Source organism: Marinobacterium alkalitolerans (genome assembly GCF_017776525.1).
In the GTDB taxonomy this organism is placed as follows: Bacteria; Pseudomonadota; Gammaproteobacteria; order Pseudomonadales; family Balneatricaceae; genus Marinobacterium; species Marinobacterium alkalitolerans.
This window is the reverse complement of the sequence record NZ_JACVEW010000017.1, coordinates 35,691-60,047: the sequence shown is the minus strand read 5'-3', so window position 1 is coordinate 60,047 and position 24,357 is coordinate 35,691. Positions and strand designations below refer to the sequence as shown.

Here is a 24,357-nt window from a genome sequence, read left to right as displayed (position 1 = left end):
TACGGATATGTGTCGACTGGGTGTGATCCTTTTGTGCTTTTTCAGTGTGATGGCGCAGGCTGCCAGCGTCAGCGATTACTGGGGGCACTCCGAGTTCTATCAGGCTCACCCTGAGCAGCGGGCATGGCTGGCCGAGCTGTCCAGCGCTGTAAGGGACAAGCCGCAACCACTGGATCAAAAGCAGCCCGAGCCGGTCCGAATCGGTCTGGTGTACCCATCCAATCAGTCTTCCAGCTACTGGGTTGATAACGAAGCCGCATTCCGAACCCGGTTGCAGCAATTGGGAATACGGTTTGAGCTGCAGGCGCGGTATACCGCTCCAAGCACGGAACTCGATGAGCAGGTCGCGCAGATTCGAGAGCTGTTGGAGTGGGAGCCCGACTATCTGGTCTATACGCTGGACTCAGTGCAGCAGAAAATGATCATTGAGCGCCTCATGCTCAACCATGACACCAAGCTGATCCTGCAGAACATCACCACGCCTCTTAAATCCTGGGGTGACCGCCAGCCCTTCCTGTATGCCGGCTTCGACCATGTTGAGGGGGCTCAGAAACTGGCTGCATACTTCTCCGGGGAGTTTGCCGGCGAGAGTCAATACGCCGTCCTGTTCCGCAACCGTGGTGTGGTCAGCCAGATGCGGGGGACCGGGTTTGTCCAGTCAGTGGACCGGCGCCACCGTCTGGTCGCCAGTTACTATACCGACTCCAGCCGTGAGGGCGGCAAGCAGGCGGCACGCAGGTTGCTTGAGGAGCACCCGGGGCTGGACTACATCTATGCCTGTTCTACCGATGTGGCACTGGGGGTTCTCGATGCGCTGACGCTCACCAAGCCCGAGCAGCCGCCGTCCGTGAACGGCTGGGGCGGAGGGCCTGAGGAAGTTGACGAGTTGCGCCGTGGCCGCCTGGATGTGGTGCTGATGCGAATGAATGACGACAGTGCCATTGCCATGGCTGAAGCGATCAAACGGGATCTGGAGGATCGACCGGTGCCACAGATCTATTCTGGCACCTTTGTTGTTCTGGATCGCAGCATGACAGATGCGCAGATTGAACGTTACGTTCGTCTGTCACGACGGGCTTCGTCCGGGCGGGCCGTAGAATGAGTCACCTTCGTTTCAGAACATTGACGTTTTTCCTGCTGTTGCTGCTGTCGCTGGTACTGCTGGCTGTTTTCTCCGTGACGACTTTCATGCAGGCCAGCGAGGTCATTGATCAGCAGTCGGAAGAGTACGGCCGGGGACTTGCGCTGCGCTATGAAGAGCGTCTGCGTGACTATCTCAAACAGGTTGAGGCCGAGGCGCAGGCGGTCAGTGCCGACACGACACGCATTGGTATGCTGTATGACGGCAACACCGAGGCCTTTCAGCGCAGTCTGAGCCGTTGGGAGGAAGGTTACGAAAATATCCATTACGACTTCGCGCTGTTTGCATTTCCGGACAGGGCGCAGTGCCACCTGTCCCGTACCTATGTCCCCGAGCTGAGCCCTGAGTCCTGCCAAAGCCTGGTCGAGGTACATCAGGGGATCAGCTATCAGGGCTGGTCAATTCTGCGCGTAAAAGATGAAACCCTTGCAGTCTATTCGGTTCCACTGGATATGCCGGGCAGTGGCAAAGTGGTTGGGCAGCTGATGATGGGGGTTCGGCTGGCACAGAACCGCTACCTGCTCAACAGCCTGGTATCTTCATCCGATCCCCTGCAATCACTTCAGTTGAGACTCAATGGGCAGACCCTGACCCGGCTTCAGGTCGATGGTTCGGATGGGGACGGGGCACATATCGAAGCACTCTCACCGGGACTGACTGCGCTGGGTGAGGAGGTGTCGTTGCGGTTGCAGTTGAATGACAACAGCCAGCCGGCACTGCGTGAGGGCTTGAGCTCCACGCTGGTGTATGGGGTGTTGCTGGCGCTGCTGGCCTCCATGCTGGTTGCCTTCTGGCTGTCGTCATCCGTCGATCGCCAGTTGCAGCAATTGATCCGATTTACCCGCCTTGCCAACCGGGACAGAGAAACCCGCTGGCCCGAGACCAATGTGCTGGAGTTCTACCAGATAGGCCGTGAGGTGCTTGAAATCGTGCGCTGTCTTAAGGAGCGGGAACATGAACTTGAGGCGGTCAACAAGGAACTGTCGGCAAGCATTATCGAAAAGCGCAGTATCCTCCAGCACTTGATCAAGGCACAGGAGAACGAACGCAAGCGCCTGTCCAATGAGCTGCATGACGATATGGCTCAGTTACTGGTGGCCGTAAAAATGAACCTGCAGTTATTGCGTGACGAGATGCCAGAGCGCTCGGATGTGAATCTGGATCAGGCCATCAGCCTGGTGAATACCATTTACGATAACGTGTACCACCGTATACGCACCCTGCGCCCTTACGAGTTGAGTGATTTCGGGCTTGAAGCCGGCCTGCGAGGCTTGCCGGCTGTCAGTATTCTTGAGCAAATGGACTACGCCGTTGAAATCGATATTGACCAGACGCGCCCCGTATGTCCGGAGGTGACGTCCAATCTGTACCGCATCGCTCAGGAAGCGCTGTCCAATGTGATCAAGTACGCCAAGGGCACCTACGTCATGATACGGCTCAAGGACGAACTTGAAGGGCTGAGGCTGACCATTGCGGATGATGGACAGGGCGGGGAGGCCGTGCTGGAAAAGCCGCAATCGGATCAGGGTGGGTTTGGTCTGCTGGCGATACGCGAACGTGCGGAGTTCTTGCAGGCGGAGTTGACGCTGACGACCAATGAAGGGGTCAGTGTGGATGTGCTGGTTCCTGTAGCCCATGCCTACGTGGATGCTTCAAAGTCTGAGGCAGCACTTATATCCGTATAACTACGGAGATTGCTTAAGGGATCTCCGTAGAAAGCTGCGTAGTTTTTTTGGTTAATTGCGCAGTTTCACGAATGTTTTTATCACCTCTTCATATCGATACTGTCCACTGCCGGCAACATGCCTGGTGCGCCGGTCAGAAAACAACAGAGGATTGATAAAAACAATGTTCAAATTTACCTTTGCAAAGAAAGTGATGGCGGCTGCCGCCTGCGCGGCTGTTCTGATCAGCCCCGCTCAGGCTGCCGAAAAAGTCTACAAACTGAAGCTGGCTGAAACCTGGCCCACCAACTTTGGTGTGTTCAGTGAACCTGCCCGTCGCATGGCTGACCTGGCCAACAAGATGTCCAACGGTCGTCTTGAAATCCGTATCGATACTGCCAACAAGCACAAGTCTGCTTTCGGTGTTTTCGACATGGTTCGTGCCGGTCAATATGACATGGGTCACTCTGCTTCCTATTACTGGAAAGGCAAGGTCCCGAACACTCTGTACTTCACCACCATGCCGTTCGGCATGACTGCAACCGAGCAGTATGGCTGGTTCTACTACGGCGGTGGCATGGAGCTGATGCAGAAGGTCTACGAGCCGTTCAACCTGATGTCATTCCCGGGTGGTAACACCGGTGTTCAGATGGGTGGCTGGTTCCAGAAAGAGATCAACTCCATGGAAGACCTGCAGGGCCTGAAGATGCGTATTCCGGGCTTTGCCGGGGAAATTCTGGCAAAAGTGGGTGCCAACCCGACCAATATCCCGCCGGGTGAGCTCTACACCTCACTGGAGCGTCGCACCATTGATGCACTTGAATGGGTAGGCCCGTCCATGGACCTGCGCATGGGCTTCCACAAGATCGCACCTTACTACTACACCGGCTGGCATGAGCCGGGTACCGAGCTGCAGTTCCTGGTCAACAAGCGCACCTTTGAAAAGCTGCCGGCCGACCTGCAGGAAATCCTGAAGACCGCCATGCGTGTTGCTGCGTATGACATGACCATCAAGTCTCACCATGAGTCTGGCGAGAACTGGGCCACCATGAAGTCTGAATTCCCGAACGTGGAAGTTAAGACTTTCCCGGATGAGGTTATCGACGCCCTGCGCAAGGCTAACGATGAGCTGCTGGCTGAACACGCTGCCAACGATGAGCTGGCCAAAGAGATCCTGGAATCTCAGGATGCTTACATGCAGACCGTACGTCAGTGGACTGATATCGCTGACCGTGCATACCTGAACAGCTTCGACTGATCGAAGTGAAGGGGCTGGCGTCTGCCGGCCCCTGTCTTGTTTCAAGCCGCCTGGTGATATCGGGTACCGCAACAGCGAGGGCAATCCATGTTTCTGTTACGCCTTGAGCAGACCATCAATGCATTTTCAGACTGGCTGGGCAAAATCTCTGCCGTGCTGTTTGTGCTGATGTTGTTCAACGTTTTTTATGACGTGATCACACGTTATCTGTTTAACAATGTTTCGATCGGCATGCAGGAACTCGAGTGGCACCTGTTTGCCGCCATGTTCATGCTGGGTGTGCCGTTTACCCTCAAGGCAGGCGGGCACGTGCGTGTTGATTTGATCTATGAAGGTCTGAGCCTGAAGAAAAAGGCCTGGATCGACCTCTTCGGTACGCTGACGCTGCTGTTCCCGTTCTGCATTCTCGTTGCCTGGTACGGCGTGGACTTTGCGCGTGAATCCTTTGAGCTGGGGGAAGGCTCAGGTGACCCGGGTGGTCTGCCGCATCGCTGGGTTATCAAGGCCGTGATTCCCTTTGCCTTTTTCTGCACCTTCATCAGCGGTATTGGCCTGATGCTGCGTGCAATCAATACCCTGACCGGTCATCACAAGAACGATGACTACATCCCGACGCAGCATTGATAGCGGAGTAGCCTGATGATTGGTATTACAATGTTTTTTGTTGCCCTGGTGATGCTGTTGATCGGCTTCCCGGTGGCATTCATTTTTGGCGGTGTCGCGCTCTGGTTCGGTGTCTACGCCGAAGGACCGGACATGTTTGCCTTCATGCCGTTCCGTATTCAGAGCATTATGGAAAACACGGTATTGATGGCGGTACCGCTGTTCGTATTCATGGGCATCGTGCTGCAGAAAACCCGTTTGGCTGAGCAGTTGCTTGAGTCGATGGGTAAACTGTTCGGCGGTGTTCGCGGTGGCCTGGCAATCTCCACTGTACTGGTTGGTGCGCTTCTGGCAGCTTCCACAGGTGTTGTAGGTGCCTCTGTCGTCGCAATGGGCCTGATCTCGCTGCCGGTCATGTTGAAATACAACTATGACAAGCGCCTGGCCTGCGGCACCATCTGTGCTTCCGGCACGCTGGGACAGATTATCCCGCCCTCCATCATCCTGATTATTCTGGGTGATGTCATGGGTATCCCCGTTGGTGACCTGTTCAAGGCCGCCATCGGTCCCGGCTTGATCCTGATCGGCATATATGTCGCGTATATCCTGATTTACACCTACCTGAAGCCGGAAGCGGCACCCTCGCTGCCGATGCATCCGGAAGATGGCACGCGTCGTGAGCAGATCACCAAGGCCCTGATCGCGATCATCCCGCCGCTGGCGCTGATTCTGGTGGTGCTGGGTTCCATTTTTGCCGGTATTGCCACCCCGACCGAATCCTCCGCACTGGGTGGCGTCGGTGCGCTGGTATTGGCAGTGATTTACCGCCAGTTCAGCTGGAAGATGGTATTCGACTCAGCTGCTGAAACCGTCAAAGTGACCGCAATGGTATTCGCCATTCTGCTGGGTGCGACCGCATTTTCCATGGCGTTCAGCTACACCGGTGGTGAGGAGATCGTTGAGCATTACCTGACCAATCTCCCGGGCGGTGCAATGGGCTTCCTGCTGTTGTCCATGCTGGCCATTCTGGTGCTGGGCTTCTTCATCGACTTCGTCGAGATCAGTTTCATCATCGTGCCGATCCTGCTGCCCGCAGCTGAAATGCTGGGTATCGCGCCGATCTGGTTCGCCATTCTGATCGCGATGAATCTGCAGACCAGCTTCCTGACCCCACCATTCGGTTTCAGTCTGTTCTATCTGAAGGGGGTGGCGCCACCGCAGGTGCGGACGCTGGATATCTACAAGGGTGTGGTGCCTTTCATTCTGATGCAGGTTGCCATCGTAGTATCCATACTGTTGTTCCCCGAGTTCTACGGCTTGGTATAAACTGTAGTAGCGAGGCCCCGCAAGTCGGGGCCTCTTTGTATCTATCTGCCGGGTGTTAATACGCATGCCACTGAAGGTCAAAATACTGCTGCTGTCATTGATACCGATGCTGCTGGTTACCTCAGCGGTTGCCTGGATTGGCATGAACCAGGCAAGGCAGTTATCGGAAGATGAAATTCACCTGTTTGAAGAAAACCTGCTGGCTTCTAAAAAGCGCGAACTGAAAAACTATGTCAGTCTGGCGCTCACCTCTATTGCGCATATCGTGAATAATGCGGGCCCAAACGATGAAGAGGCCAAGCGTGAAGTCAAACGCATCCTGACGGATATGACCTTCGGGCAGGACAAGGATGGCTATTTTTTCGTATATACCCTCGATGGAACCAATCTTGTTCATCCGACGCTGCCACACCTTGTGGGACAGAACCTGTATGACTTGCAGGATGGGCGGGGTGATTATGTCATCAGAAACTTGCTGAGCCTCGCCGGACAGGGCGGCGGCTTTCATCAGTATTTATGGCAAAAGCCATCCAACCAGGAATATGTCGAGAAAATCAGTTATGTGCTCAAGCTGGAAAAATGGGACTGGATGCTGGGGACCGGGCTTTATCTCGATGATATAACCCGCGATGTCGCTAAAATACGTGAGCAGGTTAACCGGAATATCCGTAATACCTTTTTTACCGTTGTCGTCATTATGTCAGTGGCAGTTTTATTGGTTGTTTTATTGGGTATTGCGATTAACTTGCACGAGAATCGCTTGGCTGACAGCCGCCTGAGGCTACTTGCGCACCGGTCTATTCTTGCCAATGTGGCGGATCGGCGCCGGTTCTCGAGAGAGTTGCATGACGGTATCAACCAGCTCATGGTATCGGTGCTGTATCGAATCGAACTGGCACAGCGCAAGCTGCGCAACCATGATCAGTCCGGGCTGGAAGATCTGGAGCAGGGCTATGGCGTGCTGAATGAGGCAATTCAGGAAGTCAGGCGCATATCGCACGATCTGAGGCCGACGTTGCTGGATGATCTGGGGTTGAAGGCGGCGCTGGATGGGCTGCTGTCGCGCTTCAGTGAAAGAACCGGTATACGGCTCAAAATCGATATGCGGCTGCCCGATATTCCCCTGCCGGAAGATGTAGAGATAACCCTGTACCGTCTGGTTCAGGAGGGGCTGACCAATGTTGAAAAGCATGCCGATGCCAGTTGGCTGAATCTGGGGCTCTGGCGACAGGGGAATGTAGTCTGGCTCAGGCTGCAGGATAATGGTCGGGGTTTTGATACCGAAGTATTGGAACGCTTTGAGGGGATAGGGTTGCGTAACATGCGTGAGCGTGTTGAATTACTCGGTGGTGAGTTCAAGTTGATTTCCAAGCCGGGGCAGGGGGCCATCCTGCTGGTGGGCTTGTCATTACAACAGGGGTTATCGTCGTCATGACAGCGCTGATACGTGTTCTACTGGTGGATGATCACCCGTTGGTGATAGATGGGATTCAGGCGCGGCTTGAGGACGAGGGTGGCATCGAGGTTGTGGGGCGTGCCAATAATGGCCGTGAAGCGATTGAGGCCGCGAAGTCCCTTCAGCCTGATGTGATTCTGATGGATATTTCCATGCCCGTGATGAATGGGCTGGAGGCCACCCGTGAACTGCAGCAGACGATGCCTGAAACCCGGGTGCTGATTCTGAGCATGCACGATAATCGTGAGTATATGGTGCAGCTCATCCAGTCCGGTGCCAAGGGCTATATCCTCAAGGATGTCTCGGCAGCAGAAATGGTCAGTGCCGTGGAAACGGTCTATCGCGGCGGCACCTATTTCAGCTCCAGTGCGTCACAAACACTGTTCAGTCAATTTGAGGCCCCGGAGGTGTCGGCAACCCCCTCAGCTTCCGGCTTGACCCGCCGGGAAACAACGGTCCTGAAGCTGCTGGCAGAGGGGCGAAATAACAAGGAAATTGCCAAGGTTCTGGGCATTTCAGTGCGGACAGTGGAAACGCACCGGCAGAACATCAAATCCAAGCTGGATATCCATACTGCTGCCGGACTGACGCGTTACGCAATCGAGCACGACCTTGTTCAGCTATCCTGAATCCGTCAATAAGAAGGGGTTGCAAGCGAATGGAATAAAGTGAAAAAAGTGCTTGCAAGCCAAACGGTTAGGTATATAATACGCACCAAGTTTCAGGACTATAGCTCAGTTGGTTAGAGCACCACCTTGACATGGTGGGGGTCAGCGGTTCGAGTCCGCTTAGTCCTACCAGATTTCATGAAGACAGCGAGCATGCGAAAGCAGCTCGCTGTTTTTGTTTCTGGATCTCGAAATATCTTCTTCCGAGTATGTCTCCAGGCAGTGCTTGGGGTTATCCGCTCGCGGCCGGCAGCCAGCCGGGAAAACAGGGTTCCCAACAGTCAAAGAGTTTCACCAGCTCGCTTCCGCAACGCTTGCAGCGGTAGACGGAGTGCAGGTGTTGCTCGCGCAGCTTGATCAGGTACTCGTGGGGCTGGAGGGCGGTGCCCATAATGCGCGTACAGTGTTCACATTCGTACATAGTGGCTCTTATTGTTTTGGTATGCTTTGTATATACAAATATAAGAGCGGCCTGAGGCAAATGCGAGCAAATAATTTGAAATTATTGTGACAGGGACGGGGCGTGACCGTTGGGAGTCTTCATGACGGGACGGCCAAGGGTTGTCGTGCGGCCCGGTTGTAGCAGTTCAAGTTGTCGGTTTTCATGCAGGAGATATGCGTTGCACTGCCGGCACCTGAAAAGCTCGCTGCCGGACAGGCGACTGATGCTGATGTGTGCTGCCTGTATCGCCTGAGTTATCAGAGCGGTTTCGCATTCCGGGCATCCGATGTCCATGGCTGACTCCTTTCAAATCTTATCCTGACAACAATCTATACGACCTGTCACCGCTTGGCACTAGGGCTTTTTCCTAAATTGCCAATAAAAAACCCCGCAGATGCGGGGTTTTTTTATGTGCCAATGTGATCAGGCAGGGTAGTCGCGCTGTTTTTCGCCGGTGTAGAGCTGGCGCGGGCGACCGATCTTGTTCGGGCTGGAGTGGAATTCGTTCCAGTGAGAGATCCAGCCAATTGTACGAGACAGGGCAAAGATCACGGTGAACATGTTGGTCGGAATGCCGATCGCCTTCAGGATGATGCCTGAGTAGAAGTCCACGTTCGGGTACAGCTTGCGCTGTACGAAGTATTCGTCTTCCAGTGCGATCTGCTCCAGGCGCTTGGCGATCTGCAGCTGCGGGTCGTTTTCGATGCCCAGCAGGCCCAGAACCTCGTCGCAGGTCTTCTTCATGACCTTGGCGCGCGGATCGAAGTTGCGGTAGACGCGGTGACCGAAGCCCATCAGGCGGAACGGGTCGTTCGGATCCTTGGCCTTTTCGATGAATTCGGGGATGTTGGCTTCATCGCCGATTTCGTCCAGCATGTTCAGTACGGCCTCGTTCGCGCCACCATGGGCAGGTCCCCACAGAGCTGCAATACCGGCTGCAATACAGGCGAACGGGTTGGCGCCGGAAGAGCCGGCCAGGCGAACAGTGGAGGTAGACGCGTTCTGCTCATGGTCGGCGTGCAGGATGAAGATGCGATCCATGGCGCGGGCCAGCACCGGATTGACTTCATACTCAGAGCACGGAGTGCCGAACATCATGCGCAGGAAGTTGGCGCCATAGCTCAGGTCGTTCTGCGGGTACATGAACGGCTGGCCGATGGAGTACTTGTAGCACATGGCGGCCAGGGTCGGCATCTTGGCGATCAGGCGATACGCGCAGACTTCACGGTGATGCGGGTCGTTGATGTCCAGTGAGTCGTGGTAGAAGGCGGACAGGGCGCCCACTACGCCACACATGATGGCCATCGGGTGAGCGTCGCGGCGGAAGCCCTTGAAAAACTGGCTCAGCTGCTCGTGCACCATGGTGTGGTTGGAAATGGTGTTTACGAACTTTTCTTTCTGCTCAGCGTTGGGCAGTTCGCCATTCAGCAACAGGTAGCAGACTTCAAGATAGTCGGACTTTTCAGCGAGCTGTTCGATCGGATAGCCGCGATGCAGCAGAATCCCGTTGGCACCATCAATGTAGGTGATCTTGGATTCGCAGGCCGCTGTGGACACGAAGCCGGGGTCATACGTGAACAGACCATTACCGGTCAGCGGGCGTACATCTATGACGTCGGGACCTTCAGTGCCGGAGTAGACCGGCAGTTCGATCGCGTCGTCCAGACCATCGACTGTCAAACGTGCTTTCTTGTCAGCCATTAGAGGCTCCTATCATTCTGTTTGTATTGCTGCGGCAAACATTTGCGCCGCGTCATAGGAAATGGCCCGAAAAAGGACTCGACCACTATAGAGTTTGAAACGGGATTGTCAATTAAGCCTTTTGACTAGAATGCTGCATTGCAAAAGAAATAGCTGCGATGCGATAGTCTGGCTGGTTAATTAAATAATTAATTAGTCGAATATACAGTTCAAAAAGGATCTTTACGTGCAATTTAAGCGGACGGATCCGGTACTAGACTTAAGCCTTAGGGACGGGTTCTCGCGTTGTATTCCATGGGTGATCTGTCTATACTCTCGCTCCTGAGTTGGCACCGTGCCCACTGGTTTAGTGTCAGTTCTGGCATCTCGAGGTACTACTCTCTGAGCACTTCCTAGCAACCTTGTCCTCTTGTCCTGCAATTGGACAGAAAAGTGTGAACTAGAGCCGTGAACAAGAAAAGACCTGTAAATTTAGATCTGCGAACCATAAAACAGCCACTCCCGGCGATCTCTTCCATCATCCATCGCGTAACCGGGGTGGCGCTGTTCTTCGGCGCCATCTTTATGATGTATGTGTTGAGTCTTTCGCTGGAGTCTCAGGCGGGCTTTAACGAAGCCGCTGAGATGCTCCAGGAATCTTTCCTGGCAAAACTCATTGCATGGGGACTGGTTTCAGCGCTGCTGTACCACTTCTTTGCAGGTATCAAGCACCTGATCATGGATCTGGGCCACTGTGAAGAGCTGGAAAGCGGTCGACTGGCTGCAAAAGTCACCTTGGTAGTAGCGGGTGTCGCTATTCTGCTGGCGGGAGTCTGGATATGGTAACTAGTATTACAAGCTTTGGTCGTAGTGGTCTGTATGACTGGATGATGCAGCGCGTTACTGCACTGGTCCTGCTGACCTACACCGTTTTCATGATTGGCTATCTGCTGTTTAACCCGGACTTGGGTTACGAGCAGTGGAAAGAGCTGTTCAGCGGTACTGCGATGCGCATCTACACCCTGCTGGCAATACTCTCCATGGTAGCTCACGCCTGGATCGGCATGTGGTCTGTATCCACTGACTACATCAAGGCCACCGGCGCCCGTTTTGTATTCCAGTCCGCATGCGGCCTGCTGGCGTTTATCTACGTCGTGTGGGGCGTTCAGATTCTGTGGGGTATCTAAAACATGTCTAAACTGCGTACACTTACTTTCGACGCCATTGTAGTCGGCGGTGGTGGTGCGGGCATGCGCGCCGCGCTGCAGCTGGCTCAGTCCGGTCTGGACACCGCTTGTGTTACCAAGGTGTTCCCGACACGTTCTCATACGGTTTCTGCTCAGGGTGGCATTACCTGTGCCATCGCAAGTGCGGATCCGAATGATGACTGGCGCTGGCACATGTATGACACCGTAAAAGGGTCAGACTACATTGGCGACCAGGACGCAATCGAGTACATGTGTTCAGTAGGTCCTCAGGCTGTATTCGAGCTGGATCACATGGGGCTGCCGTTCTCCCGTACCGAAGTAGGGCGTATCTACCAGCGTCCGTTCGGTGGTCAGTCCAAGGGGCCGGACAATCCCACTCAGGCGGCGCGTACCTGTGCTGCGGCTGACCGTACCGGTCACGCACTTCTGCATACGCTCTATCAGGCCAATATGAAGGCTGGCACTACCTTCCTGAATGAATGGTATGCCGTCGATCTGGTGAAGAATTCCCAGGGCGACGTGGTGGGCTGTATCGCTATCTGTATCGAGACTGGCGAAACCGTTTACATCAAGGCCAAGGCAACTGTTCTGGCAACCGGTGGTGCAGGCCGTATCTACGCCTCCACAACCAACGCGCTGATCAATACCGGTGACGGTATCGGCATGGCGATGCGTGCAGGTGTTGCTGTTCAGGATATGGAAATGTGGCAGTTCCACCCGACCGGTATCGCCGGTGCAGGCGTGCTCGTAACCGAGGGCTGTCGTGGTGAAGGTGGTTACCTGATCAACAAGGACGGTGAGCGTTTCATGGAGCGTTATGCGCCGAACGCCAAAGACCTTGCAGGTCGTGACGTTGTTGCTCGCTCCATGATTCTGGAAATCCTGGAAGGTCGTGGCTGCGGTGAGAACGGAGATCATGTTTACCTGAAGCTGGATCACTTGGGTGAAGAAGTTCTGCACTCGCGTCTGCCGGGTATCTGTGAGCTGTCCAAGACCTTTGCGGCAACCGACCCGGTCAAAGAGCCGATTCCGGTTGTTCCGACCTGTCACTACATGATGGGCGGTATCGCGACCAATATCGGCGGTCAGGCCATCTCTCCGGATCCGAAGACCGGCGAAGACAAGATCATCAACGGTCTGTTCGCTTGCGGTGAAGCGGCCTGTGTATCCGTACACGGCGCCAACCGTCTGGGTGGCAACTCTCTGCTTGACCTGGTGGTATTCGGTCGTGCGGCCGGTATGCAGATTGAGCAGCAGATGCGCGAAGGCTATGAAGTGGTTGATGCGACTGATGCTGACATCGAAGCAGCCATGGCTCGCCTGAACCGCCTGAACAGCAGCACCGGTGGTGAGAAGATTGCGGACGTTCGCAAGACGCTGCAGGACACCATGCAGCTGTACTTCGGTGTATTCCGTGACGGCGAAAGCATGCAGAAGGGTCTCGGTCTGTTGAAAGAGATCCGTGAGCGTGTTGAGAACGTACATCTGGAAGACAAGAGCCAGGCATTCAATACTTCTCGTATTGAAGCTCTGGAGCTTGAAAACCTGATGGAAGTGGCGGAAGCAACCGCAATCGCGGCGGAAGAGCGTAAAGAGTCTCGTGGCGCCCATGCCCGTAACGACTTTACCGAGCGTGATGACGAGAACTGGCTGTGCCATTCTGTCTTCTTCCCGCAGGAAAAAACCGTTGGCAAGCGTGCAGTCAACTTTGCACCGAAGACAATGGATCCGTTCCCGCCGAAAGTACGAACCTATTAAGAGGCTGTCACGATGCTGGTAAGTGTATATCGTTACAACCCTGAAGTTGATGATGCGCCTTACATGCAGGATGTCCATATCGACATCCCGGGTGGCAAGGACATCATGGTGCTGGATCTGCTCCAGCTGCTGAAAGAAAAAGACAGCACGATGGCATACCGCCGTTCCTGCCGTGAGGGTGTATGTGGCTCTGATGGCATGAACATGAACGGCAAGAACGGTCTTGCGTGTATCACACCGCTTTCTGAAGTGGTTGAAAACGACAAGCTGGTTCTGCGCCCGCTGCCGGGTCTGCCGGTCATCCGTGACCTGGTTGTCGACATGACCCAGTTCTACAAGCAGTACGAAAAGATCAAGCCGTTCCTGATCAACGATACGCCGGCGCCGGCGATCGAGCGACTGCAGTCGCCGGAAGAGCGTGCTGAGCTGGATGGCCTGTACGAGTGTATTCTCTGTGCATGCTGTTCAACGTCCTGCCCGTCCTTCTGGTGGAACCCGGACAAGTTCGTAGGACCTTCCGGTCTGTTGCAGGCATATCGATTCCTGGCCGACAGCCGCGATACTGCGACCAACGAGCGTCTGGCTGAGCTGGATGACCCGTTCAGTGTCTTCCGCTGTCACGGCATCATGAACTGTGTCAATGTCTGCCCGAAAGGTCTTAACCCGACCAAGGCGATTGGCAAGATTCGTAACATGCTGATTCAGCAGGCCACCTGAGCCTTGTTACGTGACAGTCTAAAAACGGCACCCTTGTGGTGCCGTTTTTTTTGTTCCATGCCCAGAGCGAACGAATTCTACTATCCGAAAGGCCTATGTCGTTTGAACGGTAATATTTTGTAGAATCGACCCCCGCTAGCAGTGTAAAGCCTGTCGCAAAAAGCGTAGAATTACTGCCCGCGGCCACTCGTGATCCTTGTGGTGGCGGCTAAAAATACAAAACGGTAATCAGCAGAGGGACCGAGGACTGCCGGAACAGGAAATAGTGCAGCCTGTCCGATGCAGCGCCCTCTCAGAGCCAGGGTGAGATGATAATGCAAGATGGCATAATGGAGCAGATGTGGAAGAACGCACACCTTTACGGTGGCAATCTTTCATATGTTGAACAACTATACGAAACTTACCTGATGGACCCGAACGCCGTTCCACAAGAGTGGCGTGAAGAGTTCGACAAACTTCCCAAGGTTGGTGACAGCATCGCTCAGGATGTGCCTCACTCCACTATCCGGGAACATTTCCTCCTCCTCTCCAAGAATCAGAAGCGTGCCGTGCCGGCTTCCGGCAGCAGCGTAAGCTCCGAGCATGAAAAGAAGCAGGTGCGTGTACTGCGCATGATCAACGCCTTCCGAGTGCGTGGTCATCAGCATGCAGACATTGATCCCCTGAACCTGATGGAGCGTGAACAGGTTCCCGACCTTGATCCGCGCTTTCACGAGCTGTCTGAAGCCGACTTTGATACGCGCTTCCAGCTGGGTTCGCTTTTCTTCGGACCTGAAGAGAGCACGCTGAAAGAGATCCTGGCAGACCTCAAGAAAACCTATTGCACTACCGTCGGCGCTGAGTACATGCACATCGTCGACACTCAGGAGAAGCGCTGGATTCAGTCGCGCATGGAGCCGGTGCGCAGCCACCCGGCCCTGACCGATGATGAGCGCAAGCACATCATGGAGCGTCTGAGTGCCGCTGAAGGGCTGGAGAAGTATCTCGGCTCTCGCTACGCAGGCGCCAAGCGCTTCGGCCTGGAAGGTGGTGAAAGCCTGATTCCCTGCCTCGATGAACTGGTTCAGCGTGCCGGCCGTGACGGCGCCAAAGAGCTGGTGATCGGCATGGCACACCGTGGCCGTCTGAACGTTCTGGTCAATATCTTCGGCAAGAACCCGCAGGAACTGTTCGGCGAGTTTGAAGGCAAGAAGCTGATCGAAACGTCCGGCGACGTGAAATACCATCAGGGCTTCTCCTCCAACGTGATGACCCCGGGTGGCGAAGTGCACCTGGCCATGGCGTTCAACCCGTCCCACCTTGAGATCGTGTCTCCGGTGGTTGAAGGCTCTGTACGTGCACGTCAGGACCGCCGCGAAGACCCGGTCGGCAACACGGTTATCCCGGTTTCCATCCACGGTGACGCGGCCTTTGCAGGTCAGGGCGTGGTGATGGAGACCTTCCAGATGTCTCAGACACGCGCCTACAAGACCGGCGGTACCATTCACATCGTCATCAACAACCAGGTGGGTTTCACCACTTCCAAGAAGGAAGATGCGCGTTCCACCGAGTACTGTACCGATGTGGCGAAAATGGTTCAGGCCCCGATCTTCCACGTGAATGGTGATGATCCTGAGGCGGTTCGCTTTGTTACTCAGCTGGCACTGGACTATCGCAACGAATTCAACAAGGACGTTGTGATTGATCTGGTCTGCTACCGTCGTCGCGGTCATAACGAGGCGGATGAGCCGTCCGGTACTCAGCCGCTGATGTACAAGCAGATCAAGACGCAGAAGACCACCAAGGAGCTCTATGCCAAGCGCCTCATCGACGAGGGTGTTATTACCCAGGATGAAGCCAAGGCCATGGACCAGGAATACCGCCAGGCACTGGAGAACGGCAAGCACGTTGCCAAGTCTCTGGTCATGGAGCCGAACGAAGAGCTGTTCGTTGACTGGCGTCCGTACCTGGGGCACAAGTGGTCCTTCGAATGCGACACCCGTGTCGACCAGAAACTGCTGAAGGAACTGGCCAACAAAACCTGTGAGTTCCCTGAAGGTTTCGCGGTTCAGCGTCAGGTGCAGAAGATCTATGAAGACCGCAAGAAAATGGCTGCGGGCGCCATGGAGATCAACTGGGGCTTTGCCGAAACCATGGCCTACGCCACTCTGCTGGCTGAAGGTCATCCGATCCGCTTGACCGGTCAGGACGTTGGGCGTGGTACCTTCTCCCACCGCCATGCCGTTGTGCATAACCAGAAAGATGCCAGCACCTACGTGCCGCTGCAGGATCTGGCTGAGGAGCAGCCTGCGTTCGATATCTACGACTCCTTCCTGTCGGAAGAGGCGGTACTGGGCTTTGAATACGGTTACGCCACGACAACGCCGAATGCACTGGTGATTTGGGAAGCACAGTTTGGTGACTTCGCCAACGGTGCTCAGGTGGTTATCGACCAGTTCATCACCTCCGGTGAGCACAAGTGGGGCCGTCTCTGTGGCTTGACCATGCTGCTGCCCCACGGCTTTGAAGGCCAGGGCCCGGAGCACTCTTCCGCACGCCTTGAGCGTTTCCTGCAGCTGTGTGCCGAGCACAATATCCAGGTATGTGTACCCTCATCGCCGTCACAGATTTTCCACCTGCTGCGTCGCCAGGTGATTCGCCCGCTGCGCAAGCCGCTGGTTGTCATGTCACCGAAGTCGCTGCTGCGTCACAAGCAGGCGGTATGTTCGCTTGAAGACCTGTCCGACGGTACCTTCCAGCCGGTGATCCCGGAAGTGGATACGCTGGATCCGAAGAAGGTGAAGCGACTGGTGATGTGTAGCGGCAAGGTCTACTACGACCTGTATAATCGTCGCGCTGAACTGGAAAAGGACGATGTGGCCATCGTGCGTATCGAGCAGCTTTATCCGTTCCCGGAAGAGCCGCTCAAGCAGGCGATCGCTGAGTATACTAACCTTGAGTCCGTTGTCTGGTGTCAGGAAGAGCCCATGAACCAGGGCGCCTGGTACTGCAGTCAGCACCACATGCGTAACGTCATGCAGCAGCACGATCCGAAACTGCACCTCGTAGGTGTGGGTCGTCCGCATGCCGCAGCGCCGGCGGTTGGTTATATTTCTGTACACCTTGAGCAGCAAGAGAAGCTGGTCAACGAAGCCATCAACGGTTAACACAGGCTTGAAGACAAGTCCTGAGCAGGATTAATAAAGGAAACAGCATGTCCACTGAAATCAAAGCGCCAACTTTCCCTGAATCCGTTGCAGACGGAACAGTTGCCACCTGGCACAAACAGCCGGGCGAGGCATGTTCAGCTGATGAGCTGATCGTTGATATCGAAACTGACAAGGTTGTTCTGGAAGTGGTGGCACCGACTGATGGTGTTATCAAGGAAATCGTAAAGGGCGAGGGCGAGACTGTCCTGAGCGAAGAAGTCATTGCGACCTTCGAAGCAGGCGCGGCCGCTGAAGCGCCTGCTCCGGCTGAAAAGGCACCGGCTGCTGAAGCTGCTGATACGCCTGCAGCTGAAGTCACTACCGACGCTGAAAAGGTTGGTCCGGCAGCACGTAAGCTGATCGAAGAAAACGGTCTGGATGCTTCCCAGATTCCAGGTACTGGCAAAAATGGTGGCATCACCAAGGAAGACGTACAGAACTTCCTGAAGAACAAGCCGGCCGCCGCTCCGGCAGCAGCACCTGCACCTGCGGCCGCAGCTCCGGCGCTGAACGTTCCGGCTGGTGAGCGCACCGAGAAGCGCGTTCCGATGACTCGTCTGCGTGCAACCATCGCCAAGCGTCTGGTTGAAGCGCAGCAGAATGCAGCCATGCTGACCACCTACAACGAGGTCAACATGAAGCCGGTCATGGAACTGCGCAAGCAGTACAAGGACCTGTTCGAGAAGGTTCACGGCGGTACTCGTCTGGGCTTCATGTCCTTCTTCGTGAAAGCGGCGACCGAAGCGCTGAAACGCTTCCCGGCGGTTAACGCGTCTATTGACGGCAATGACATGGTGTACCACGGCTACCAGGATATCGGCGTTGCCGTATCAACTGACCGTGGTCTGATGGTGCCGGTTCTGCGTGATACCGATACCATGAGCCTGGCCGAAATCGAAGGCACCATTGCCGACTTCGGCAAGCGTGGCCGTGAAGGCAAGCTGGGCATGGATGACATGCAGGGCGGTACCTTCACCATCACCAACGGCGGCGTGTTCGGCTCCCTGATGTCCACTCCGATCCTGAACCCGCCGCAGACTGCGATCCTGGGCATGCACAAGATCCAAGAACGTCCCATGGCGGTGAACGGTCAGGTTGAGATTCTGCCGATGATGTACCTGGCACTGTCATACGACCACCGTATGATTGATGGTAAAGAGGCGGTACAATTCCTCGTCACCATCAAGGATCTGCTGGAAGATCCGGCACGCATGCTGCTGGATGTTTGATCAGACCCGCCATCGAACGAGTGAAAGACAGGATTAAGTAATGTCAGATAAATTTGATCTTATTGTTATCGGTGCTGGCCCTGGCGGTTATGTTGCCGCCATCCGTGCAGCTCAGCTGGGCCTGAAAACTGCTTGTGTCGAGAAGTGGGTTGACGACAAGGGTACGCCTGTACTGGGCGGTACCTGCCTGAACGTAGGGTGCATTCCCTCCAAGGCCCTGCTGGAAACGACTCACAAGCTGCATGAAGCTCAGCATGGCTTTGCGGCTCAGGGTATCGTGGCCGACAACGTACAGATCGACACCAAGCAGATGGTGGCTCGCAAGGATCAGATCGTTAAGAACCTGACAGGCGGCATCGCCGGTCTGTTCAAGGCCAACGGCGTCACTCTGCTGCAGGGTACCGGCAAACTGCTGGCCAACAAGCAGGTTGAAGTGACAGCGCAGGACGGCAGCACGTCCGTTCACGCGGCTGAAAATGTGATCCTCGCGTCCGGTTCCGTTCCGGTTGAAATTCCGCCGGCACCGCTGACCGAAGGCCTGATCGTTGACAACGAAGGCGCCCTGAAGATCGACGAAACGCCCAAGCGTCTGGGTGTTATCGGCGCCGGCGTTATCGGTCTGGAAATGGGCTCCATCTGGGCACGTTGCGGCTCTGAAGTCACCGTGTTTGAAGCGATGGATGACTTCCTGGCACTGGCTGACGTGGATGTTTCCAAGGAAGCCAAGAAACTGCTGACCAAGCAGGGTCTGGATATCAAGCTGGGTGCTCGCTGCACCGGCACCGAAATCATCGATGGCAAGGAAGTGAAGGTCAAGTTCACTGACGCCAAGGGTGATCAGGAAATGGTATTCGACAAGCTGATCGTTGCGGTTGGCCGTCGTCCCCAGACTCAGGGTCTGCTGTCTGAAGATTCCGGCGTCAAGCTGGATGAGCGCGGTTTCATCTTTGTCGATGAAAACTGCCGCACTGACGCTCCGGGCGTTTACGCGATCGGTGATTCCGTTCGTGGTCCGATGCTGGCGCACAAGGCATCGGAAGAGGGCATCATGGCCGTAGACATCATTGCAGGTCACAAGGCTGCAATGAACTACGACTGCATCCCCAACATCATTTACACCTTCCCGGAACTGGCCTGGGTCGGCAAGACCGAGCAGGAGCTCAAGTCCGAAGGTGTGAAGTACAAGGTTGGTAAATTCCCGTTTGCAGCATCTGGTCGAGCAATGGCGGCCAATGCGACGGAAGGTTTCGTCAAGATCATCGCTGACGAAGAAACCGACCGTGTACTGGGTGTTCACATGGTCGGCGGCATCGCCTCCGAGCTGATCGCCCAGGCTGTGATTGCAATGGAATTCTGCGCCAGTGCAGAGGATCTGCAGCTGATGGTATTCGCTCACCCGACCGTCAGTGAGGCTGTTCACGAAGCGGCCCTGGCTGTAGACAATCACGCCATCCACATTGCGAATCGCAAAAAGCGATAACCTGAAGGGTTAACCCCGTCGGCGGAGAACCCGTTGGCGGGGGTTGCAGAGCAAAAGGTGTGTTCCCACTTCTGCACTACTCGGCGGGAACACCTGTATAACCGATAACACTACGGATTAGAGCATGAACCTTCACGAGTACCAGGGCAAACAACTGTTTGCCGAATATGGTCTGCCGGTTTCCAAGGGAATCGCGGTAGATACTCCGGAAGCGGCTGCTGAAGCGGCTGAAAAAATTGGCGGCGACAAGTGGGTTGTTAAGGCCCAGGTCCACGCTGGTGGCCGTGGCAAGGCTGGTGGTGTAAAGCTGGTTGATTCCCCGGCTGAAGCCCAGGCTTTCGCAGAAAAATGGCTGGGCGAACGTCTGGTGACTTACCAGACAGACGCTAATGGCCAGCCTGTTTCCAAGATTCTGGTTGAGACCTGCACCGACATCGCAAACGAGCTGTACCTGGGTGCAGTGGTCGATCGCTCCAGCCGTCGTATTGTCTTCATGGCATCCACCGAAGGTGGTGTCGAGATCGAGAAAGTTGCTGAAGAGACTCCGGAAAAGATCCTGAAGGCAACCATCGATCCTCTGACCGGTGCACAGCCTTACCAGGGCCGCGAGCTGGCATTCAAACTGGGCCTGCAGGGTGACCAGATCAAGCAGTTCGTCAAGATCTTCCTGGGTCTGGCGCAGATGTTTGAAGAAAAGGATCTGGCGCTGCTGGAAATCAACCCGCTGGTCATCACTGACCAGGGTAACCTGCACTGCCTGGACGCCAAAGTTGTTATCGATGGTAACGCTGTTTACCGTCACAAGGATCTGCAGGAAATGCACGATCCGTCCCAGGACGATGAGCGCGAAGCACGCGCTGCTGAGTGGGACCTGAACTACGTTGCTCTGAACGGCACTATCGGCTGCATGGTAAACGGTGCGGGCCTGGCCATGGGTACCATGGACATCGTTTCCCTGCACGGCGGTTTCCCGGCCAACTTCCTGGACGTTGGTGGCGGCGCGACCAAAGAGCGTGTAACCGAAGCGTTCAAGATCATCCTGGAAGACAAGAACGTTAAAGCCGTTCTGGTTAACATCTTCGGTGGTATCGTTCGCTGTGACCTGATCGCAGACGGCATCATCGGTGCGGTGAAAGAAGTGGGTGTAAACGTACCGGTCGTCGTGCGTCTGGAAGGTAACAACGCTGAACTGGGTGCTCAGAAGCTGGCCGAGTCCGGTCTGGACATCATTGCAGCAACCAGCCTGACTGATGCTGCTCAGCAGGCAGTTAAAGCAGCGGAGGGTAAATAATCATGGCCGTTCTGATTAACAAAGATACCAAAGTCATCTGTCAGGGCTTTACTGGTGGCCAGGGTACTTTCCACTCTGAGCAGGCGATTGCATACGGCACCAAGATGGTTGGTGGTGTTACTCCGGGTAAGGGTGGCACTGAGCACCTGGGTCTGCCGGTTTTCAACACTGTTAAAGAAGCCGTAGAAGCGACTGGCGCTGAAGCGTCTGTTATCTACGTACCGGCTCCTTTCTGTAAGGATTCCATCCTGGAAGCGGCCAATGCCGGCATCAAGCTGATCGTCTGCATCACTGAGCACATTCCGGTCATGGACATGCTGCAGTGCAAGGTCAAGTGTGACGAGCTGGGTGTTCGCCTGATCGGCCCGAACTGCCCGGGCGTTATCACTCCGGGAGAGTGCAAGATCGGCATCATGCCGGGCCACATCCACCTGCCGGGTAAAGTGGGCATCGTTTCCCGCTCCGGTACTCTGACCTATGAAGCTGTCAAGCAGACCACTGACGCCGGCTTCGGTCAGTCTACCTGTGTTGGTATCGGTGGTGACCCGATCCCGGGCTCCAACTTCATCGACATTCTGGAAATGTTCGAGAACGATCCACAGACTGAAGCGATTGTGATGATCGGTGAGATCGGTGGTTCTGCCGAGGAAGAAGCGGCTGCCTACATCAAGGCAAACGTGACCAAGCCGGTTGTTTCCTACATCGCGGGTGTAACTGCACCTCCGGGCAAACGCATGGGCCACGCCGGTGCGATCATCTCCGGTGGTAAGGGCACAGCAGACGAGAAGTTTGCGGCTCTGGAAGATGCAGGCGTTAAAACCGTTCGTTCCCTGGCTGACATCGGCAAGGCTCTGTCCGAGCTGACTGGCTGGGAAATGAAGTAATCGCCATCGCGGTTTAAGAAAAGGCAGCTTCGGCTGCCTTTTTTTGTGCCCGTTGATTATCGAAGCACCGGTTCTGATAAAATTGCGCATTGTTTTAACTCTCAGCAGGAACTGTCCTTGAGCCAACAACCTTTTGACCGTATTAATCTTAAGCCCGAGCTGCTTGAGAACCTCGCCTCCCTGGATTACATCAGCATGACCCCTGTTCAGCAGGAGAGCTTGCCGGTGATTCTTGCCGGGAAGGATCTGATTGCGCAGGGAAAAACGGGGTCGGGAAAAACGGCGGCTTTCGGGCTGGGCCTGTTACAGCAGCTGGACAACACATCGTTTCAGGTGCAGTCCCTGGTGCTATGCCCAACGCGGGAGCTGGCTGATCAGGTGGCTCAGGAGCTGAGGCGTCTGGCGCGTCAGATCTCCAACGTAAAAGTGCTCACACTCTGTGGAGGCATGCCGCTGGGGCCACAAATCGGTTCCCTGGAGCATGGGGCGCATATTGTCGTCGGGACGCCCGGACGTATTGAGGAACACCTCAGGAAGGGTACCTTGCGTTTGGGGCGTCTGCGCACACTTGTGCTTGATGAAGCGGACCGCATGCTGGAGATGGGGTTTCAGGAGGCGGTCGATGCCATTGTGGCGGCAACGCCTTCCAGCCGGCAAAGTCTCCTTTTCAGTGCGACCTACCCCAAGGCGATTGAGGCGATTGCAGGGCGCATCCTGCGTCAGCCCGTGAGAGTCCAGGTAGAGGCGCTGCATCAGAACACCAGTATTGAGCAGCATTTTCACCCGGTGTCTGATGAGTCGCGTGATGATGCTGTTGCCTGCCTGATCTATCATCACCGGCCCGTGTCGGCTGTTGTGTTTTGCAACACCAAGCAGGAAGTGCGTGCCCTTGAGCAAAGCCTGCAACAAGCGGGCCTGGCAGCGGTTGCGCTGCATGGCGACCTTGATCAGCGTCAGCGCGATCAAACCCTGGTACGTTTTGCCAATCAGAGTGCGACGGTGTTGGTGGCAACCGATGTGGCGGCCCGCGGACTGGATGTAGAAGGGCTTGATCTGGTCGTGAATCATCGCCCGGCCAAGGAAGCGCAGGTGCACGTGCACCGTATAGGGCGAACCGGCCGAGCAGGGAAGACAGGCGTTGCCGTCACTCTGTTCAACGAGCGTGAGCGTTTCAAGCTGGCCGGCATTGAAGCCCAGATGGATATGATTGTTACCGACGAGCCCCTGCCGGAATATGTGCCAAACCGGGAGTTTCGGCCTCCGATGGCCACCCTCCAGCTTGATGTCGGCAAGAAGCAGAAGATCAGACCCGGCGATGTTCTGGGTGCGCTGACACGTGGAGGTGAAATCTCCGGTGATGAGGTGGGCAAGATTCGCGTCTTCGACTTCTGCACCTACGTGGCTGTCCGTCGTCCTGTTGCGCGTCAGGCGGTTCAGCTCATCAGCAAGGGCAAGGTCAAGAATCGCAGTTGTCGCGTTCGACAGTTGCGCTAAGGGGGCGGCATGCAGATTTGGGTAGATGCGGACGCCTGTCCGGTTGTCATCCGTGAAATCCTGTTTCGTGCGGCACGCAGAACAGGCACCAGCTTAACCCTGGTGGCGAACCATTACCTGCCGGTACCGCCTGACCCCAATATACATTCACTTCAGGTGGGCGCCGGGTTTGACGTGGCGGATCACGAGATCGTGCGGCGGGTTGCAGCGGGCGATCTGGTGATCACCAGTGATATTCCGCTGGCCTCTGAGGTGCTGGAGAAGCAGGCAGCAGCCCTGACTCCCCGCGGTGAACGGTTTACGCAGGAGAATATCCGAGCGCGTCTCAATATGCGTGACTTTATGGAAACCCTGCGGGCCAGTGGCGTTCAAAGCGGTGGCCCGGCAGCACTCAGTCAGGCGGACCGTCAGCAGTTTGCCAATCAGCTGGACCGCTGGCTGGCACGCGCTGCGCGTCAGGGTTGAATGCGATGTGGCGCGAGGTTGATGCCCAACAGGCGACGTCCCTGCAGCTGAATGCTGCCGGGGTAGCGTTCGTCTCCGGTTGAAGTGAAGAAAAACTGATACTCGCGTAACAACACCAGTCGCCCCGAATCCCGGTCTCTGATCGGTTTCATGCGCTTCAGTGCGATGCTGTCATCCAGCAGCTGAAGCCCTTCCCGCTGACAGTGGCGTTTGACTGCCCGTGTGGCTGACTCACGCTGCTTCAGGTTATGCCACCAGGCCCCACACCCGGTCAGCACCAGAAAAAGCCAGAAAATATCATTCAGTTCAAGCCACATGTCACTGCCTGTGTCGGTTTGAGCGCCGTTCATAATACCCCTTCAAACTGCCGGATGAAAATACCTGATTAAAATGCTAGGGTATGTG

Annotated in this window: 21 protein-coding genes and 1 tRNA gene; 19 read left to right on the top strand and 3 right to left on the bottom strand. The window is 55.5% G+C overall.

Annotated features, from left to right (window positions below; all coding sequences use genetic code 11):
• The first annotated feature begins 7 nt into the window (after positions 1–7).
• From H9C73_RS11670 to H9C73_RS11635, 8 genes are all read left to right on the top strand, one after another.
• Complete coding sequence (locus H9C73_RS11670; RefSeq protein ID WP_209288003.1) at positions 8–1,102, top strand: substrate-binding domain-containing protein; 1,095 nt, start codon at positions 8–10, stop codon at positions 1,100–1,102.
• A complete protein-coding gene (locus H9C73_RS11665) occupies positions 1,099–2,826 on the top strand; it encodes a sensor histidine kinase (protein ID WP_209288002.1) in 1,728 nt (575 codons plus the stop codon). The genes H9C73_RS11670 and H9C73_RS11665 overlap by 4 nt, the downstream gene beginning before the upstream one ends.
• 163 nt (positions 2,827–2,989) lie before the next feature.
• Complete coding sequence (locus tag H9C73_RS11660; RefSeq protein ID WP_209288001.1) at positions 2,990–4,063, top strand: TRAP transporter substrate-binding protein; 1,074 nt, start codon at positions 2,990–2,992, stop codon at positions 4,061–4,063.
• An 87-nt stretch (positions 4,064–4,150) separates the two neighbouring features.
• Positions 4,151–4,687: a TRAP transporter small permease subunit gene (locus H9C73_RS11655; protein ID WP_209288000.1), complete on the top strand. Its 537-nt coding sequence runs from the start codon at positions 4,151–4,153 to the stop codon at positions 4,685–4,687.
• Between the two features lie 15 nt (positions 4,688–4,702).
• Positions 4,703–5,992, top strand: coding sequence for a TRAP transporter large permease (locus H9C73_RS11650; protein ID WP_209287999.1), 1,290 nt, complete (start codon positions 4,703–4,705; stop codon positions 5,990–5,992).
• Positions 5,993–6,056: 64 nt separating this feature from the next.
• Positions 6,057–7,427, top strand: coding sequence for a cache domain-containing protein (locus tag H9C73_RS11645; protein ID WP_209287998.1), 1,371 nt, complete (start codon positions 6,057–6,059; stop codon positions 7,425–7,427).
• Positions 7,424–8,077 carry a response regulator transcription factor gene (locus H9C73_RS11640; RefSeq protein ID WP_209287997.1) on the top strand — a complete coding sequence of 218 codons (654 nt, stop codon included), beginning with the start codon at positions 7,424–7,426 and terminating at the stop codon, positions 8,075–8,077. The genes H9C73_RS11645 and H9C73_RS11640 overlap by 4 nt, the downstream gene beginning before the upstream one ends.
• A gap of 94 nt (positions 8,078–8,171) precedes the next feature.
• Positions 8,172–8,248 (top strand) — tRNA-Val (locus H9C73_RS11635).
• 100 nt (positions 8,249–8,348) lie between these two features.
• Here the strand turns inward: H9C73_RS11635 and H9C73_RS11630 are convergent.
• Together H9C73_RS11630 and gltA are read right to left on the bottom strand one after the other, a co-directional pair.
• A complete protein-coding gene (locus tag H9C73_RS11630) occupies positions 8,349–8,537 on the bottom strand; it encodes a hypothetical protein (protein WP_209287996.1) in 189 nt (62 codons plus the stop codon).
• A 444-nt stretch (positions 8,538–8,981) separates the two neighbouring features.
• Positions 8,982–10,259, bottom strand: coding sequence for a citrate synthase (gene gltA / locus H9C73_RS11625; protein WP_209287995.1), 1,278 nt, complete (start codon positions 10,257–10,259; stop codon positions 8,982–8,984).
• A 447-nt stretch (positions 10,260–10,706) separates the two neighbouring features.
• Here gltA and sdhC point away from each other — a divergent pair, with 447 nt between their 5' ends.
• From sdhC to H9C73_RS11570, 11 genes are all read left to right on the top strand, one after another.
• A complete protein-coding gene (sdhC, locus tag H9C73_RS11620; protein WP_209287994.1) occupies positions 10,707–11,084 on the top strand; it encodes a succinate dehydrogenase, cytochrome b556 subunit in 378 nt (125 codons plus the stop codon).
• Positions 11,078–11,425 carry a succinate dehydrogenase, hydrophobic membrane anchor protein gene (sdhD, locus tag H9C73_RS11615; protein WP_209287993.1) on the top strand — a complete coding sequence of 116 codons (348 nt, stop codon included), beginning with the start codon at positions 11,078–11,080 and terminating at the stop codon, positions 11,423–11,425. The genes sdhC and sdhD overlap by 7 nt, the downstream gene beginning before the upstream one ends.
• Before the next feature lie 3 nt (positions 11,426–11,428).
• On the top strand, positions 11,429–13,204 hold the full coding sequence (gene sdhA / locus H9C73_RS11610; protein ID WP_209287992.1) for a succinate dehydrogenase flavoprotein subunit: 1,776 nt from the start codon (positions 11,429–11,431) through the stop codon (positions 13,202–13,204).
• Positions 13,205–13,216: 12 nt separating this feature from the next.
• Positions 13,217–13,921, top strand: coding sequence for a succinate dehydrogenase iron-sulfur subunit (locus H9C73_RS11605; RefSeq protein ID WP_209287991.1), 705 nt, complete (start codon positions 13,217–13,219; stop codon positions 13,919–13,921).
• Positions 13,922–14,235: 314 nt separating this feature from the next.
• Positions 14,236–17,067: a 2-oxoglutarate dehydrogenase E1 component gene (locus H9C73_RS11600; RefSeq protein ID WP_209287990.1), complete on the top strand. Its 2,832-nt coding sequence runs from the start codon at positions 14,236–14,238 to the stop codon at positions 17,065–17,067.
• A 47-nt stretch (positions 17,068–17,114) separates the two neighbouring features.
• On the top strand, positions 17,115–18,338 hold the full coding sequence (gene odhB, locus H9C73_RS11595; RefSeq protein WP_209287989.1) for a 2-oxoglutarate dehydrogenase complex dihydrolipoyllysine-residue succinyltransferase: 1,224 nt from the start codon (positions 17,115–17,117) through the stop codon (positions 18,336–18,338).
• Between the two features lie 40 nt (positions 18,339–18,378).
• Complete coding sequence (gene lpdA, locus H9C73_RS11590; RefSeq protein WP_209287988.1) at positions 18,379–19,818, top strand: dihydrolipoyl dehydrogenase; 1,440 nt, start codon at positions 18,379–18,381, stop codon at positions 19,816–19,818.
• 124 nt (positions 19,819–19,942) lie between these two features.
• Complete coding sequence (gene sucC / locus H9C73_RS11585; RefSeq protein ID WP_209287987.1) at positions 19,943–21,109, top strand: ADP-forming succinate--CoA ligase subunit beta; 1,167 nt, start codon at positions 19,943–19,945, stop codon at positions 21,107–21,109.
• A 2-nt stretch (positions 21,110–21,111) separates the two neighbouring features.
• The gene (gene sucD / locus H9C73_RS11580) at positions 21,112–21,993 is read left to right on the top strand and encodes a succinate--CoA ligase subunit alpha (RefSeq protein WP_209287986.1); all 882 of its coding nucleotides are present in this window, start codon (positions 21,112–21,114) and stop codon (positions 21,991–21,993) included.
• A 117-nt stretch (positions 21,994–22,110) separates the two neighbouring features.
• On the top strand, positions 22,111–23,487 hold the full coding sequence (gene dbpA / locus H9C73_RS11575) for an ATP-dependent RNA helicase DbpA (protein WP_209287985.1): 1,377 nt from the start codon (positions 22,111–22,113) through the stop codon (positions 23,485–23,487).
• Between the two features lie 9 nt (positions 23,488–23,496).
• Positions 23,497–23,952 (top strand): YaiI/YqxD family protein, encoded by a 456-nt coding sequence (locus H9C73_RS11570; RefSeq protein WP_209287984.1) that lies wholly within the window; start codon positions 23,497–23,499, stop codon positions 23,950–23,952.
• Here the strand turns inward: H9C73_RS11570 and H9C73_RS11565 are convergent.
• Positions 23,943–24,302 (bottom strand): DUF3301 domain-containing protein, encoded by a 360-nt coding sequence (locus tag H9C73_RS11565; RefSeq protein ID WP_209287983.1) that lies wholly within the window; start codon positions 24,300–24,302, stop codon positions 23,943–23,945. The genes H9C73_RS11570 and H9C73_RS11565 overlap by 10 nt on opposite strands.
• Positions 24,303–24,357: the final 55 nt, after the last annotated feature.